This is a genomic window from Mesorhizobium vachelliae (genome assembly GCF_033977325.1).
Classification (GTDB): Bacteria; Pseudomonadota; Alphaproteobacteria; order Rhizobiales; family Rhizobiaceae; genus Mesorhizobium; species Mesorhizobium vachelliae.
Window position 1 is genome coordinate 274,363 of the sequence record NZ_JAVIIR010000002.1, and the last position, 16,274, is coordinate 290,636.

The following is a 16,274-nucleotide window of genomic DNA, read 5'->3' on the forward strand; positions in this document are numbered from 1 at the left end:
CAAAACCTTCAAAACTGGATATTCCAAGCAAGCCAGATATCCGGCATCTTTCCTTTCGACGCAAGGAGCTTTGCCATGTACATCCCGCCCGCCTTCCGTGACGACGACAAAGAGAGCCTCACGGCCACGATCCGCGCGGCACGGCTGGCAATTCTGGTCACCGCCACGACGGAAGGCCCGCTGGCGACGAATTTGCCGCTTCTGCTGGATGAGAATGAGGGCGAGCACGGCGTGATCTACGGCCATGTCGCCAAGGCAAACCCGCATTGGCGTGTGCCTCCGGTCGGCGAGGCCCTTGCGATGTTCATGGGGCCGGACGCCTATGTGACGCCGGTCTGGTACCAGACCAAGCAGGAGACCGGGAAGGTGGTGCCCACCTGGAACTATGTCGCCGTCCACGCCCATGGGCCGATCGAATTCTTCGAGGACGCCGACAGGCTGCTCGAGGTGGTGACCCGCCTGACCAACCTGCACGAAGGCGAGCGCGCCGCGCCCTGGGCCGTGTCGGACGCGCCGGCGGATTTCATCCAGTCGCAGCTCAAGGGCATTGTCGGCCTGCGCATGCCGATCACGAAGCTCGAAGGCAAACGCAAGATGAGCCAGAATCGCAACGCGGCCGATCGCGCCGGTGTCGTGTCCGGCCTTTCATCGAGCGCCCGTCCGTCGGACCGCGAGGTCGCGCCGCTCATTCCGGTGTAAGCGGCGCGAGAGCCGAGCTACTCTCGCAGACGCTGAAACTCCGCAGAAAGGTCAAGTGCAGACCCACTCGCGGACCTTGCACTCCTTCCCCTCGCCTCCGCACTGGGCTGTCGCCTTGTCCTCGGCTTCGCGGCGGGTCGTGGCCGACGCCGCACCCCAGAACGGGGTTGCCGGGCCATGGTGCTTGCCGACCGAGAGCGCAGCGCAGTGCTCATAGGGAAAGCCGGTGCCGTCGTCATCGTCCCAATGGCGATGGTTGCGGAACACTTCGACCACCTGGCAACCCTTGCCGTCCGCATTCTCGCAATGCTTGAGCGCGATGTCCTCCGCTTCCTGCCGCTTGTCGGCACCCCAGAAGAAGCCGTGACGGCCATCGGCCGGCGAATAAGCGATCGCGCCCCAGATGCCCTTTTCCTCGTTCGCCGGCTCTGGCGGCGGCGATGGCGCGATGAGGTCCGCGGCGTTGCTCGCAATCGTAAGCCCGGCGAGAGCCGCAAGCAGCAGGATAGAAAAGCGGGGATTGATCGGCATTCTCGTGCTCCAGATTTGAGCTGTTCAGCAATCCACCTCGGTTCGCGGTGCTAGCCACCCATGCGGGCGACCGAGACGACGATGCAGGTGTTGCCGGTGGGGACCAAAAGGGCCTGGCCGCCATTGTTGGCCAGGTTGAAGAGCATCGTGTTCGAAAGATTGTCCGCCAGAAGGCTGCCCTTCGGGAGCGTCCCGGCGACTTCCTGACAGGAGCGCTGGAACGGCGCCACGCGAACGAAGCCACCCTCGCAGGTCTGACCGACGGGCGAGGCAAAGACGACGCCGGCCGCCTGCGTTTTGTAATCCGGCAGATTGTAGCTCATCCCGGCGAGGGCCTGCACGGCATGCGCATCGGGTGAGGTCTTGTCCCATTGCGTCTGGACCGCATAGGTCGATCCCGCGGTCAGAGCCTTTCCGAGCGTGGCAAAGAGATTGGCGCAGGTGCGGAGGCCTGCCTGGGCGACATGCGCCTGAAACGGATTGTTGTTCGCCGAGGCATCTGCCGGCGCAGGCGCGGCTTGCGCCGGCTCGCCCTGCACGGGCGCTTGCGCTTGCGCGGAGGCCGTGCCCGCGACGAATGTCCCGAGCGCGGGATAGAGTCGGAACGACAGGATCACCGCCGCCGCGACCAGGGCCGCGAACGCGCCGAGCAGCGCCGTGTTTCGCACCAGGCGCCATGCTGGCGAGCGCCGTGGCGGCGAGCCAACCGGCGGCTCGGACAGCGCAACGGGCTCGGCGCGCGCCAGGATTCTGTCCTCGATGGATTGGCGTGTCATCTTGCTAAGTCTTTCTATTTGATGGTCGAAAGCGCGGTCCTGAGCCCCTTGAAAGGAGCATCCAGGCTGACGGTCGCGCCCGACGGCAGGGAATAGGAGACCTGCGCGGTGGTCTCCTTGCCGATCTGCTCGCGGAGCACAGGGCCCACGGGCATATAACCGACGCAGACCGACGCGTTGCAGCCCTGCAATGGAATGTCGACCGCCTGTTTGCGGCCGGCAAATCTGAGCGAAAGCTTGCTGCCCGCGCCTGTCGCGCTCGGGGTTCGCAATATCATGAAGGGTTTGCCTTTCTCGTCGGCCGCGAGCGACCAGCTGAAGACCACGGCCTGGCTCTGGTCGACGAAGGACTGGCTGATGTTGCAGACCTTCTTCCTGGCCTGCAGGTTTTCGTCGCAGATCAGCGTCCAGTTCTCGAACGGGCGCGTGGTGCGCTGATACTGGCCGAGCTTGACGTCCGGAGGCACCGCGACATCCGAAGGCTTTATCCGATAGGCAGACGGGGCCGCCTCCTGTCCGGCCGCGCGCGGGCCGGACAGGAGCAGGCAAGCCATGCAGAATGCGACAGCAGCGACCGCGTGCCTGGGCATGGAGAGACTTATTGTTGGAACGTGATCTTTCGGAAAACCGCTACACACTTTTCGGGATCGCGTTCTAGTTCAACGTAAAGCTGACGCCCGCGCCGACACCCCAGTGCCCGCCGGCCGTCGTGCCGGACAGATTTGCCCGGGCTCTTCCGTCCTCGCTGGTGTAACCGGCGCCGAACGCGACAGCCCCCTCGCCGCGCCAGTAGCCGCCGCCTGCCGCCACGCTCAGCTTGCCGGGACGGTCGTCGTAGCGCAGCGAGGCGGCCGCAAGGCCGATCGCCGCGGCCTGCCGTGCCTCGCCCCGAGCCTCATCCATATCCATGTTGAGCTGGCTGAGCTTGGAGTCGGTGTAGGCATTGGCTTGCTGCAGCGTCGTGGCCGCAACTTGATTGGTATACGTCTTTGAGTTGTCAAACGTGGTCGCCAGTCCTTGATTGAGCTGCTGCACGTTGACCGCATCGGTGTTAGCTGTGCCGGCGCCGACATTGTGGATGACGACAGGCGCGTTGACATCACCGCCGACGAGCGTCACCGAGTTCGACTTCGAGCCGTCTCCATTCTTGTCGTACTGGATGGCGAACTCGTTCAGGTCGCCGACACTCCCCTTCACAGCTTCGACAGCCTGGTTGGTGGCGTAGAGCTGGCTGCCATTGATGGCGTCGGTCGAAGTCTGGCTGATCTGCCCGGCCGCTACATTGGTAATGGTCCGCTCATTGCCGACGCTGCCGACGCTCACGGTGCTCGTCGGATTGGTGCCGGCGAAGGTGTAGGCGACGCCGTTGATCGTCGTGCCGGTGGTCTTGACTGCCACTGCCGTCGTCGAGCCTGCGCCAAGTGCTACGCTGCCAGGTTCGTTGGCCGTGGCGCCGGCGCCAAGCGCCATCGACTGGGCGCCGTTGGCCGTCGAGTTGGTGCCAAGGGCGATGCTGTCGGCCTGGTTGACGGTGGCCGTCTGGCCGATCGCAATGCCGCCGGGCGCCGTCTGCTGGACGATGGCGCCATTGCCCATGCCGATGCCGTTGTCGCCGTTGACGGTGGTGCGCGGACCGATCGCGACCGACTCGGCGCCGACCGCAAGCGAGTCCGAAGCGGTCGAATTGGCATGGAAGTACATGGTCCCTGTCACCGCGAAGGAGCTCAGCGCGCCCTTCAACTGGCGAAGCGTCACCGCGTCCTGGTCCTCGGTGCCGTCGGCCACGTTGATGATCTGGCGGTAGGATGTGGAGGTGCCGACCGAGACGGCGCCGAGCAGGCTCATGTCCGCAGTGTTGTAGGGGATAAGGCCGGTGCCGGAGAGGATCGACCCTGATACCGGCGCCACCGGACGATCCGAGACCGAGCCGGCGCCGAGTGCCACTGAGCCGAGGATGGTGGCCTGGGTGCCGCGGCCGAGGGCCAGCGAATCGCCAGCGGATGCCGTAGCCTGGTAGCCGAGCGCGGAGGAGCCGACACCTTGCGCGAATGCGTCGGTGACCGGGAGCGTGCTGTCATTGGTGCGGACATAGCGGATGCCTTCGCCATTGGCGTCGGTGTAGACGGTCGACGTATCGCCGGCGAAATTGTTGATCGTGTTACCAAGGTTGGTGATGTCGGCGGTGTTGGCGGCGATGTCGGTCGTGTTCTGCGTCACCTGCTGGTTGGTGGCGAAGAGCTGCGAGCCGTTGACGGCATCGGTCGACGAGCCGCTCAACTGCCCGGCCGCGACGTTCTGGATCTGGCGCTCGGCACCCACCGAGCCGACCGAGAACGCACCGGCCGGCGTCCCGCCGGCGAAGGTATAGTTCACACCGCCGATCGTAGTGCCCCCAACCGGGGTCGTGGTGCCGGTTACGGAATTGAGGCCGATCGCCACGTCACCGGCGTTGGTCGCTACGGCATTCGGGCCGATCGCGACCGAATTGACGCCAACCGCCTGAGAATCCGGCAACGTCGAATTGGCGTGGAAATACTTGATGCCCGCGCCGCTGTTTATGTCGGTGATCGTATTTCCGATATTGGCGATGTCGGTGGTGTTCTGCGTCACCTGCTGGTTGGTGGCGAAGAGCTGCGAGCCATTGACCGCATCGGTCGAACCGCCGTTGAGCCGTCCGGCGGCGAGATTGGTCAGCGTCCGCTCCGCGCCTGGCGCGCCGATGCTGACGGTCGAGGTCGGCGTCGTTCCGGCAAAGGTGTAGGCGGTGGTGCCGATCGTCGTGCCGCCGGTGCCGACGGCAGTGGTGGTCACCGAGCCCGAGCCCAGCGCGACATCGCCGGAGCTTGCCGTCGCGGTCGCGCCATTGCCCAGCGCGACATTGCCGACGAAGCCGGCGGCGCCCGCGGTTGAGCCATTGCCCAGCGCCACGGAGCCCTGTCCGATCGCCCTGTTGTTGTTGCCGATAGCGACGGCGCCGGCGGCCTGGTTGGCGGCGGTGGCGGTCGCCGTGCCGTCTGAATTGGCGATGTTGTTGGCGCCGCCGGTGAAGGCGCCGGTGCCGCTGGCATAGCTCGGATCGCCGATGGAGACCGCGCCATCGCCAAAGGCCGTGTTGCCGGAGCCGATCGAGACGGCCTTGCCGCCGGTCGCGACCGCATTCGTGCCCATCGCGACCGCCTCGGCCGAATCGGCCTTGGCGTTGGTCCCGATCGCGGTGGCATTCGTGGCGCTGGCCGCTGCACCCAATCCCATAGCGTTTGCGTTCGCGGCGGTCGCCGTGGCGTTGTTGCCCAGCGCCGTGGCGGAGGTGCCCGTGGCCCGGGATCCAGAGCCCGCCGCGACCGAGCCTACGCCGCTCGATACGGCTTGGTTGCCCAGCGCGAGCGAGAAGTCTGCCGAGGCATTGGCGACGTTGCCGAGCGCTTGGGAGTTCAACCCGGCGGCGCTGGATTGGGTGCCAATCGAAACGGCATTGGTCCCGGCGGCTTTGGCGAGGTATCCCATGGCTGTGGTTCCGACACCGGAAGCAGTTGCCCCGTTGCCGACCGCCGTGGATTGGTTCGCCGACGCTGTGGCGGAGGTTCCGAACGCGCTGGCCCCGGTCCCGGTCGCAGAAGCGGTCGAACCGACGGCGGCCGACCACGCCCCGGTCGAGGTTGCGGCCGTGCCGAGCGCAACGGCCTCGAACGTGAAGCCGGCGGGAGCGGTGCCGCTTGCATTGGCATTCGTGCCAATGGCAACGGGAGAACCGCCGCCCGTTCCGGCGTTGGCCTTGGCGCCGACTCCCATCGCTATCGCGGAACCATTTGAAGACGAGGCGTTGGAGGACAATCCAATGGCCACCGAGGCGCCCCCTGAAGCGCTGGCCGTCGAGCCGAGAGCGAGGGAGTTCGCGCCGTTTGCAGTGGTGTTGACACCAAAGGCCGATGCTCCATCCGCGAGTGCGTGGGCGTTCCCGCCCACGGCAAGGGCATTGACGCCGGTCGCGTTCGCGAAGACACCCACGCCTATGGCGTTGAGGCCATTGACACCCATCGTATAGCCGATGGCGATCGAAGCATTGCCCGTTGCTGTGACACCGGTACCTAACGCCACGCCGTTGTCGCCATTCACTTTGGCACCATCGCCGATGGCGGTTGAGGCGGAACCGGTGGCGGTGCTGGCACAGCCGATGGCTACGCTTTGCCCCCCTGCAGAGGGTGTCGTGCAGTTCGCGACATTGGTCACAACCCCATTGCCAATGGCGACCTGCGCGAATGCCGCCTGCGGGATCATGATCCCCGCGGTGGCAAGCAGCGCTCCCGCCGCCCCGCCGGTTCCCAGCGCGCCCAACCCAAGGCGGCTTCGCTTGAAGCCGAGCACGCGATGCGCGCTGCGCAGCGCCGCCATGAGGCGGCGACGGAGCGAACGGCTGTCGGCGGCGCCGGAAACCCAGTTTCCAGCGAAGCGGGCCGATCCGCGCCTGATGGTTCGTTGCCTGAGAGTCATTGCGAGAGTGCCTCCTTTGGTGGGTCGCGCTCGATAACGGCAGGTTCCGCCGACCCTGCCGCTGAAGCGTGTCTGCTCGAAAATGGAATGACGACGTCGGCACCATGCGCGAGCAGCACATGGCCCTGTTTCTCACCGATCGCCTCGACGCGATCGAGCGTGTTCCCAAGCCAGGCGTCGCCCGCCTCGGGCACGGCCGTGAGCGCCCTCGCGACCCGCTCGTCCGGTATCAGTCGGCCGAGATAGGACCGCAAGGCGGCCAGGTGGACGGCAGGCGCATCACCGGCGTGGACAACGGCGGTGAGGCCGTAGAGATAATGGGCGAGCAGGACATCCTGCTTGGCGAGCGGCACGCTGTTTCCGTAGCGCTTCTCGAGCGTCCTCGACGCCGACTCGAGCCAATAGCCGATCTCCTCGGAAAGGCTTCGGCCGATGGCCGTACCGTCGCTCATGCCCCCTCGCAGCCGCCTCAGAATCCGGAAATAGTCGGACTTGCTGGAGAAAGACAGGTTTTCGGAGTTTCGTATTTCAGCAAATTGCTGTTTATTTAAAAATATACAGCAGCTCGCCCAGAGGTTAACGCAAAATTACTTTAGGAAATTCTTTTATAAGCAGATTTATAATTGAGATATTGCTAAATCAACAATTATCTAACCGGGCTGCGAACGAGCCTGCCTCGCCCGCAACTGTTGCGGAGTCGCGTTGCGATACTTCTTCATCGTCGTGGTGAAGTGGCTCTGGCTCGAGAACCCGCTCAAATCGGCAATGTCCGTGATCGACATGCGCCTGTCGGCAAGCAGCGTTTCGGCAAAGTCCAGGCGAAGAATGAGAATGTATTGATGCGGCGGCACGCCGAACGTCCTGGAGAACGCCCGGGTGAAATGATAGGGGGAGAGATCGCATACCGCCGCCATCTCCGCGAGCGAAAGCTTTCGCGAAAAGTTCTTGCTCAGGAATTGCAGCACCAGCCGGGTGCAACTGATCGACAGCCCGCCTTTGGCGTTCAGCAGCGGCCGTCTCTCGGGAGGGATTTCTGCCAACCAGGCCGGCAGATCATCATTGCGCCGCAACTCGGCCTCCTGACGCTCAGCCCTCCTTGGTTTTCGCTCAACCTTAGAGAGTGCTTTCGGTTCCTTGGCCACGACGATTCGTGATCGCACATGTGATGTCGGCACCACCGGGCCCGGCCTGACGGCAAGCGGCTGCGTAGGTTGCGGCACCAGAGCAGGCTCCTGCTCCGCATGGGCCAGAGAGCGCGATCCAGACGCAATGCAGGGAGATGGTTCCATCTCCGCTTCGGTGATCTGGCTGGCACATTGGCGCCGCAGGACAGCCCAAGCTGTTTCGACCTTCGGGACGACGATGTTGATTTCCGCGAACTGGGTGTCCGAGGACGATCCAACACGCGGCATCGAACGGTCGTCGGAAAGCCCCATCGCGCACCGAATGATTTTTCGCGGCGAAAATGGGGGCATTCGTGGCCGGCGTATCTTGGAAAATACCGGATTCTTTGTAAGAAACTCCGGCCTCCGATCGCCGGGCGGCAAGAGTAGCCGCCTTGCCACACCAGAGCTTCAGCTTTTGAAGGAAGCGGGGCCGGCCTTGGTTGGCGTTCTGCCCCGGTACTTCTTCATGGTGACGGCCAGGTGGCTTTGGTCGGAAAATCCTGCCACGAAGGCGACTTCGGCAATCGTCATCTTGCCATCGGCGAGCAGCTTTTCGGCCAGATCCAAGCGCAGATTGATCAGGTACCGATGGGGAGGCATTCCAAATGTCTTGGTGAACCTCAATATGAAGTGGTTCGGTGAAACGCCCGCCACCGAGGCGAGCTCGGCGATGAGCACCTTTCGCGTGAAACGCTCATCAAGATATTCCCGCACGCGTCGGGCACTGTTGAGAGAGAGACCACCTTTGGGCAACACAGGCTGTTTCCCGCGGCCAGTGTAGGTGCGAAGCATATGAACGCCGAACACCGTCACCAATGAATCCAGATAAAGTTCGTTCGGAGTTGTTTCCGCAGCCAGCTCGGCGGCGATCCTTTGAGCTATGCTGAGGGCCCAGAGATCGACCGTGCCGAACGCGGGCGGTTGGAGCTCAGCGTGGCCGAGATCGAATTCATGGGCGGCCAATTCCGAAAGCGCGTCGGGAGATATGGAGATGATGGCGTTTTCCCTGGTCGTCGACCAAGCGAGGGTGCTGTCGACGCCTGCCGGATTGACGGCAATACAGCCGACCGGCGCATCGTATTCTATGATCCTGTCACTGCCGAGCGAGGCTCTCAATTTGCGTGTGGGCGCCAGCACGATCCCCACGGAGTGCTCCTTGGCCAGGAACCTCTGCGACCCTGGACCGCCACGGACGGAATGTATGACGCTGCCCCGTGCGGTGGCTCTTCTCGGACCCGCATTGTCGGGAATTATGTCCAGGACATGCCGAGCCAACCGATCCCTGTGGGCGCTGCCGCCATCCTGAGCCTCGCCCGCATCCGCCATCGCGCCTTGCCCCAGTCGCTTGCCTGTCGATTCAGTCCCACATCCTGCGAGCAGGCAAGCAGGGATTGAGACCGCAATCTTCCTTTAGCCCGAAGCTTCCCCAAAGTCAGCGAGCTGCGCGCGCCGCAAGTAGAGAAACCACCGCATGCAAAGGAAGAATTATACGTGAGTTAAAAAAAGGGAAATACCGCGATGAAGGAGGTCGGCACAATCTTCGGTTCGCTCAGCGCAGCCTTCTCCACGGGGCTGTCGAATCCGAACCCTCGGTCACCTGGCTTCGCGCTCTATGGCAATCGGCCGTCCGGCAGGTCGGCAGTTCGGGCCTGGTCGCCTCGGAGAAGCCATCCGGCTCGCGGCCGGCTGCTATTGATCAGCGCGACGTGTCTCGTGGAGATCCCATGCAAGTTCCACCAGGGCCAGAAGAACATCGTCGCGGTTCCATCCGGCCGCGACCGCTGCCTCGACGATCTCATTGACCAGAGGCATCAGTCGGCATCGGCATTCAGCCGAGATGTCGGCGGCGCCACTCATGGGCGGCTCATCGAAGCCGAATTTCTCCATTTGGCTTCCCCTCCGCCGTCAGCCAATAGACTACATCGTTAATTTTATTCGCGCTAAAATACAATAAATCTGGAAACGCGGCGAAAGAACAGGTGGCTCGAATCGAACCACAGGGCGATTCTGATCGTTTCGGGCTTGGCGAGCCACCCGATTCTGCTTGTCCCAGTGAAACAGATCGCCAATGTGATCTTCCGAGCGGGGCTGGCGCCTCTACCGTCCCCGCGCCAAGCTCCCCAGGATGCCGCGCACGATGGCGCGGCCGACGGAGGAGCCGACCGAGCGCACCACCGACTTGATGGCGGCTTCGGCCACGGTCTGGCGGTTGGAGGACCGACGGTTGCCTGTTCCCAGGACATCGTCGAAACCGGGAATGGTCCAGCGCGAGCCACCGCTGTTCTGCTGCTTTGCCTGCGCCTCGGCGTCCTGCGCCTCCTTGGTCTTCTTCTGCAGGATCTCGAAGGCCGACTCGCGGTCGACGGCCTCATCATACTGGCCGGCGACCGGGCTCTCGGCGATGATCTTGCGGCGCTCGTCGGGCGTGATCGGTCCGAGCCGCGATGACGGCGGCCTAATCAGCGTGCGCTGGACCATGGCAGGAACGCCCTTGTCCTCCAGCATAGAGACCAGCGCCTCGCCGGTGGCAAGCTGGGTGATCGCGGTGGCGCAGTCGAAATCGGGATTGGGCCGGAAGGTCTCGGCCGCCGTGCGCACCGCCTGCTGTTCGCGCGGCGTATAGGCGCGCAGCGCGTGCTGGACGCGGTTGCCGAGCTGAGCGAGCACCTTTTCAGGGATGTCGAGCGGGTTCTGGGTGACGAAATAGACGCCGACGCCCTTGGAGCGGATCAGCCGCACCACCTGCTCGACGCGGTCGATCAGCACCTTCGGCGCGTCCTCGAACAAAAGATGCGCCTCGTCGAAGAAGAACACCAGCTTCGGCCTGTCGAGATCGCCCACTTCGGGCAGTTCCTCGAACAGCTCCGACATCAGCCAGAGCAGGAAGGTGGCGTAGAGCCTGGGATTCATCATCAGCTTGTCGGCAGCCAGAACGCTGATCGCGCCGCGGCCGTCGCGCGTCGTGCGCATCAGATCGGCGATGCGCAGCGCCGGCTCGCCGAAGAAGTTCGCTGCGCCCTGTTGCTCGAGCACCAGGAGCGTGCGCTGGATTGCGCCGACGGAGGGCTTGGTGACATTGCCATATCGGGCGCTGAGCTGGTCGGAGCGGTCGGCCATGTTGGCGAGCAGCGCCTGCAGGTCCTTGAGATCGAGCAGCAGAAGGCCCTCTTCGTCGGCGATGCGGAAGGCGATGTTCATGACGCCCTCCTGCGCTTCCGTGAGATTCATCAGCCGCGACATCAGCAGCGGTCCCATCTCGGAGATGGTGGCGCGGATCGGGTGGCCCTGCTCGCCGAACAGGTCCCAGAAAATGACCGGGAATTTCTGGAACTGGTAAGGATCGAGCTTCACCTGCTCGGCGCGCTTGACCAGAAAATCCTTGGCCTCGCCCATCATGGATATGCCGGAAAGGTCGCCCTTGATGTCGGCGCAGAAGACAGGCACGCCGGCGTTCGAAAAGCCCTCGGCCAGGATCTGCAGGCTGACCGTCTTGCCAGTGCCGGTGGCCCCGGTGACGAGGCCATGGCGGTTGCCATAGCGCAGCAACAGCTCTTCGGCGCGCTGGTAGGAATCGTCGGGCTTGCGGCTGGCGCCGATGAAGATGCTGGTCTCGTCAACCATATCCGGTCTCCGCAATCTGTTCCGCTCAAGGCCTCAACCCGAGGTATAGTAACGCCAGCCGCATGCGGCAATGCCCGGTATCGATTTTGCGGCACAGCGAATTTGGCCCTTGGCGCTTGCGGATTCCGCGCGTGTTTGGCAATCGATTGGCTGGCCGAGAAAGAACCCGGCCGGATGACGCATTGTGATATACGGTTCCTGACCTTAGATTGGCTGGACCGGCTGATGCGGCCGAGAAGCGAGGAGAGCGATGGGCGCCGGCGCCTTGACCAGGGATGTCGACCTTCCGAACCCGGACGCCAAGCGTTGGCGGGCGCTGGCGGAAAAGGCGCTTGCCGGCGGTTCCTTCGAGGAAAAGCTCGTCTCGCACACCGATGACGGAATCCGCATCGAGCCGCTCAGCCAACGCTCGACCGCCGCCGAGCCATTGCCGCGCACAAATCCGACCGCGCCCTGGATCGTCAGCCAGCGTGTTGACGATCCGGACATCGCCCGGGCCAGCGCGCAAGCCCTGGAGGACATCGCCCAGGGCGCCACCGGCCTGTCGCTTGTCTTCGAGGGCGCGCCGAATGCCTTCGGCTACGGCCTGCCGCGCACCGCGGACGCCTTGGAAAGGGTGCTCGATGGCGTGCCGCTCAACCACGTGCAGGTGCGCATCGACGCGCATCCCTGGAGCCGCGCCGTGGCCGACTGGCTGCTCGCCTTCTTGAGCAAGCGCCGCTCCGATCCGACCAAGCTCAACCTTTCCTTCGGCATCGACCCGGCGGCGATCTTCGCCGGCACCGGGCGGCTGCGCACATCGATCGAGGCGCTGCAGGAATCGATGCCGCAGTCGCTGGCGCATTTCTTCTCGATGGGCGTGCCGGGCGTGCTGCTCGAGGCCGACGGCCGCGTCTTCCACAATGCCGGCGCCACCGAGGCGCAGGAGCTCGGCACGATGATGGCGTCCGTCGTGTCCTATCTCAGGATGTTCGAGAAGGCGCGCCAGCCGCTGGTCTATGCGGCACCCCATATCGGCTTCGCGCTCAGCGTGGACCAGGACCAATTCATCTCAATCGCCAAGGTGCGGGCGTTGCGCCAGCTTTGGGCGCGCATCCAGGAGGCCTGCTCGATTCCGGCCTCGACCGCCAGCATCCATGCCGAGACGTCCTATCGCATGATGACGATGGCGGACCCGGAGACCAACATCCTGCGCACGGCGATCGCGGCGTTCGCGGCGGCAGCCGGCGGCGCCGATTCGATCTCGATCCTGCCGCACACGATCGCGCATGGCTTGCCGGCCGGCTTTGCCCGCCGCATTGCCCGCAACGCCCAGCTCATCATGGCCGAGGAGAGCCATCTCGGCCATGTCGCCGACCCCGCCAGCGGCTCGGGCGCGGTCGAGGCGCTGACCGACGATCTCTGCGCCGCAGCCTGGCAAGAATTCCAGCGCATCGAGGCCGAGGGCGGCGTGCTCGCTAGCCTGCAGCAGGGCTATATCCAGAATCGCGTGCAGACGGCCGCCGCCAAGCGCAATGGCGCCTACCGGTCGGGCGAACGCGGCCTTGTCGGCACGACGCTTTACCGCGTCGGCACGGAACGCTCGGTCGAGACACTGCCGCAGGAGCGGCGCCCGGCGCTGACCGAAGGCGTTGCGACCTGCGAGCCGCTGTTTCCGGTGCGCATCGACCAGTCGATCGGAGCCGGATCATGATCCCGGATTTCAGCCAGATCGGCTGGTCGGCGCCGCGTCGCGCGCCGGTCGAGGTCAAAGGCCAGCGGATGACGCCGGAAGGCATCGCCGTAAAGCATCTTTACGGCCAAGGCGATCTCAAGGGGCTCGCCAATCTCGATACCTATCCGGGCATGCCGCCCTTCGTGCGCGGCCCCTACCCCACCATGTATGTCCAGCAGCCCTGGACGATCCGGCAATATGCCGGCTTCTCGACAGCCGAGGAATCCAACGCCTTCTACCGGCGCAACCTCGCGGCCGGCCAGAAGGGCCTGTCGGTCGCCTTCGACCTCGCCACGCATCGCGGCTATGACAGCGACCATCCGCGCGTCGCCGGCGATGTCGGCATGGCGGGGGTGGCGATCGATTCCATCCTGGACATGCGCCAGCTTTTCGACGGCATTCCGCTCAACGAGATGACCGTATCGATGACCATGAACGGCGCCGTGCTGCCGATCATGGCTTTGTACGTCGTCGCGGCGGAGGAACAGGGCGTCGCGCAGAAGGATCTGGCCGGCACCATTCAGAACGACATTCTGAAAGAGTTCATGGTCCGCAACACCTACATCTATCCGCCGAAGCCTTCGATGCGGATCGTGTCGGATATTTTTGCTTACGCCTCGCACAACATGCCGAAGTTCAACTCGATCTCGATCTCCGGCTACCACATGCAGGAAGCCGGCGCGACCGCCGATCTCGAGCTCGCCTATACGATCGCCGACGGCATCGAATATGCGCGCGCAGGCGTCGCCGCCGGCCTCGACATCGATCGCTTCGCGCCACGCCTGTCCTTCTTCTGGGCCATCGGCATGAACTTCTTCATGGAGGTCGCCAAGCTCAGAGCCGCAAGGCTCCTCTGGTCGAGCCTGATGAAGAAGAATTTCGCGCCGAAGGACGAGCGCTCGCTGTCGCTGCGCACCCATTGCCAGACGTCGGGCTGGTCGCTGACCGCGCAGGACCCCTACAACAACATCACCCGCACGATGATCGAGGCGATGGCCGCGACGCAGGGACATACCCAGTCGCTGCACACCAACTCCTTCGACGAGGCGATGGCCCTGCCGACGGACCATTCGGCGCGGATCGCGCGCAACACGCAGCTCATCCTGCAGAAGGAATCCGGCACCACGCGCATGATCGATCCGTGGGGTGGCTCTGCCTATGTCGAGCGGCTGACGCATGATCTGGCGGCGCGCGCGCTCGCCCATATCGAGGAGGTGGAAAGCCTCGGCGGCATGGCGGCGGCGATCGAAAAGGGCATTCCGAAGCTGCGCATCGAGGAAGCCGCCGCCCGCACCCAGGCGCGCATCGATTCCGGCGAGCAGGTGCTCGTCGGCGTCAACGCGCACCGCCCTCAGACCGACATCGAGGTCGATGTCTTGAAGATCGACAATGCCGAGGTGAAGGCCAGGCAGTTGGCGAAGCTGCAGCGGCTCAAAGGCACCCGCGACGTCGCGGCGCTGGAGGATGCGCTTGCTGCCCTTTCCCGCGCGGCCGAGGGCAACGAGAACCTGCTTGAATTCGCGATCCGCGCGGCGCGCGCCAACGCCACGGTCGGTGAGATTTCGCTGGCGCTGGAAAAAGTGTTCGGCCGCCACACGGCAGCTGTGCAGACGATCTCCGGCGTCTATCGCGACGCGCTCGGCGACAACCCGGCGCTCGAGCCGCTGCAGGAGAAGATCAAAGCGTTCGAGACAAAATCCGGCGGCAAGCCGCGCATCCTGGTCGCCAAGATGGGCCAGGACGGTCACGACCGCGGCCAGAAGGTGATCGCCAGCGCCTTTGCCGATCTTGGCTTCGACGTGACCGTCGGGCCGATGTTCCAGACGCCGGACGAGATCGCGAAGCTCGCGGTGCAGCACGACGTCGACATCATCGGCGCCTCTTCCTTAGCCGCCGGGCACTTGACGCTGATCCCCGAGCTCAAGGACGCGCTGAAGAAGCTCGGCCATGCCGACATGCTGATCGTCGCCGGTGGCGTCATCCCGCCGCAGGACTATGACGCGGTGCTGGCGGCGGGCGCCGCGGAAATCTTCCCGCCGGGGACGGTCATCCCGGACGCGGCGAACCGGCTGATGGATCGATTGCTGGCGGCTCGGTGAGCGCCGTTATAATTCTTGTTGTAACGTCCGGCGCTACACGTTATAATTAGCGTTGCAACAGGACGATCCGTCATGAACACCACCATTCGAAAGATCGGCAACTCCGACGGCCTAATCCTGCCGAAAGAGCTTCTCGATCGGTTAAACCTGAAGACCGGCGACAATGTGGTTGTCGTCCAGGAGGGCCAGGAGCTTCGTCTGCGCCGCTTGGAAGACTCTGCCGAAGAGTTCGAACGCAAGATGAAGATCGCGCGCGAACGGATGAAGAAATACGAGGTTGCCTACCGCGCGCTCGCGAAATGACCGAGCATCATTCGCGGGAATTCGTGGAGGCGATGCACGCCGAGCAATTGCGCCTCCACGGCGGAGCGCCGGGGATTCGCGACGAAGGGATGCTGGAGTCGGCGCTCGCCCGACCCCAGCAGAAAGAGGCCTACGGCGAGCCCGATCTTTGCGAACTGGCAGCCGCTTATCTCTTCGGCATTGCGAAGAATCACCCGTTTGTAGACGGCAACAAGCGCACGGCTTTTGCTGCAGCCGACCTGTTTCTCTATTTCAATGGTTTGAGCATCGAAGCTGAGCAGCAGGATGTCATCCAGTTAGTCATGATGGTCGCCGCCGGTGAAATCGACGAGGCTGGCGCTGCGGCCTTCTTCCGCGACCATACCGTCAAGCTCGAAGACTAATTCTCGGCCTTGTCCGAGAGCTTGACGATTTCCCATTCCTTGCCGTTGACGGTGACGACCTCGCCGACCTTCTTGCCGAACAGGGCCACGGCCATCGGCGAGACATGGGAAATACTGCCCTTTGACGGATCGGCCTCGTCCTCGCCGACGATGCGCCAATGCACCTTTTTGCCGTCGTCGCCTTCCAGCGTCACGCCCATGCCGAAGCGCACCACGTCGCTGCCCGGCTCGGGCACGGAAAGCTCCGCGCTCTCGCGCCGCGCGGTCCAGTAGCGCAGGTCGCGGGAAACCACCGCAAGGCGCTCGCGATCGCCGCGCCTCTCGGCTTTGGCCATCACGTCCCGCAGATCCGCCAGATTCTCCTCGATCATCGCAAGGCCGCGCTCGGTCACCAGATTGCGGTGCGTGCTGATCGGCCGTTCACCGACGCCGGCAATGGCATTTTCGCTGTCTTCTTCGCGGGTAAAAGCTCTGCTCATACGCTGAACTTAGGC

15 protein-coding genes are annotated in these 16,274 nt (G+C 64.1%); 5 read left to right on the forward strand and 10 right to left on the reverse strand.

The features are described 5' to 3' along the window. Positions 1–75 precede the first annotated feature (75 nt). Positions 76–699 carry an FMN-binding negative transcriptional regulator gene (locus RFM41_RS04970; protein WP_320246549.1) on the forward strand — a complete coding sequence of 208 codons (624 nt, stop codon included), beginning with the start codon at positions 76–78 and terminating at the stop codon, positions 697–699. Between the two features lie 51 nt (positions 700–750). On the opposite strand, the gene RFM41_RS04975 is transcribed toward RFM41_RS04970, so the two are convergent. The 9 genes from RFM41_RS04975 to RFM41_RS05015 form a co-directional block, all read right to left on the reverse strand. Further along, positions 751–1,230 (reverse strand): DUF4189 domain-containing protein, encoded by a 480-nt coding sequence (locus RFM41_RS04975; RefSeq protein ID WP_320246548.1) that lies wholly within the window; start codon positions 1,228–1,230, stop codon positions 751–753. 50 nt (positions 1,231–1,280) lie between these two features. Next, positions 1,281–2,006, reverse strand: a complete 726-nt coding sequence (locus tag RFM41_RS04980) for a hypothetical protein (RefSeq protein WP_320246547.1) — start codon at positions 2,004–2,006, stop codon at positions 1,281–1,283. A 14-nt stretch (positions 2,007–2,020) separates the two neighbouring features. Further along, a complete protein-coding gene (locus RFM41_RS04985; RefSeq protein ID WP_320246546.1) occupies positions 2,021–2,473 on the reverse strand; it encodes an invasion associated locus B family protein in 453 nt (150 codons plus the stop codon). 187 nt (positions 2,474–2,660) lie between these two features. Next, positions 2,661–6,494, reverse strand: coding sequence for a YadA-like family protein (locus tag RFM41_RS04990; RefSeq protein WP_320246545.1), 3,834 nt, complete (start codon positions 6,492–6,494; stop codon positions 2,661–2,663). Then, positions 6,491–6,946 (reverse strand): hypothetical protein, encoded by a 456-nt coding sequence (locus tag RFM41_RS04995; protein ID WP_320246544.1) that lies wholly within the window; start codon positions 6,944–6,946, stop codon positions 6,491–6,493. The genes RFM41_RS04990 and RFM41_RS04995 overlap by 4 nt, the downstream gene beginning before the upstream one ends. Positions 6,947–7,144: 198 nt before the next feature. Further along, a complete protein-coding gene (locus RFM41_RS05000; protein ID WP_320246543.1) occupies positions 7,145–7,930 on the reverse strand; it encodes a helix-turn-helix domain-containing protein in 786 nt (261 codons plus the stop codon). A 138-nt stretch (positions 7,931–8,068) separates the two neighbouring features. Further along, positions 8,069–8,806, reverse strand: coding sequence for a helix-turn-helix domain-containing protein (locus RFM41_RS05005; protein WP_430691502.1), 738 nt, complete (start codon positions 8,804–8,806; stop codon positions 8,069–8,071). 543 nt (positions 8,807–9,349) lie between these two features. Next, positions 9,350–9,547: a hypothetical protein gene (locus tag RFM41_RS05010; protein ID WP_320246541.1), complete on the reverse strand. Its 198-nt coding sequence runs from the start codon at positions 9,545–9,547 to the stop codon at positions 9,350–9,352. Between the two features lie 210 nt (positions 9,548–9,757). Next, on the reverse strand, positions 9,758–11,281 hold the full coding sequence (locus tag RFM41_RS05015) for a helicase HerA-like C-terminal domain-containing protein (RefSeq protein ID WP_320246540.1): 1,524 nt from the start codon (positions 11,279–11,281) through the stop codon (positions 9,758–9,760). Between the two features lie 250 nt (positions 11,282–11,531). On the opposite strand from RFM41_RS05015, the gene RFM41_RS05020 reads away from it, so the two are divergent. The 4 genes from RFM41_RS05020 (at position 11,532) to RFM41_RS05035 (ending at position 15,780) form a co-directional block, all read left to right on the forward strand. Further along, positions 11,532–12,974 carry a methylmalonyl-CoA mutase subunit beta gene (locus RFM41_RS05020; RefSeq protein WP_320246539.1) on the forward strand — a complete coding sequence of 481 codons (1,443 nt, stop codon included), beginning with the start codon at positions 11,532–11,534 and terminating at the stop codon, positions 12,972–12,974. Beyond that, entirely contained in the window at positions 12,971–15,094 is a 2,124-nt protein-coding gene (gene scpA, locus RFM41_RS05025) for a methylmalonyl-CoA mutase (protein WP_320246538.1), read from the forward strand. The genes RFM41_RS05020 and scpA overlap by 4 nt, the downstream gene beginning before the upstream one ends. 72 nt (positions 15,095–15,166) lie before the next feature. Then, entirely contained in the window at positions 15,167–15,397 is a 231-nt protein-coding gene (locus RFM41_RS05030) for an AbrB/MazE/SpoVT family DNA-binding domain-containing protein (RefSeq protein WP_320246537.1), read from the forward strand. After that, positions 15,394–15,780: a type II toxin-antitoxin system death-on-curing family toxin gene (locus tag RFM41_RS05035; RefSeq protein ID WP_320246536.1), complete on the forward strand. Its 387-nt coding sequence runs from the start codon at positions 15,394–15,396 to the stop codon at positions 15,778–15,780. The genes RFM41_RS05030 and RFM41_RS05035 overlap by 4 nt, the downstream gene beginning before the upstream one ends. On the opposite strand, the gene greA is transcribed toward RFM41_RS05035, so the two are convergent. Then, entirely contained in the window at positions 15,777–16,259 is a 483-nt protein-coding gene (gene greA / locus RFM41_RS05040; RefSeq protein WP_320246535.1) for a transcription elongation factor GreA, read from the reverse strand. The genes RFM41_RS05035 and greA overlap by 4 nt on opposite strands. Positions 16,260–16,274 lie beyond the last annotated feature (15 nt).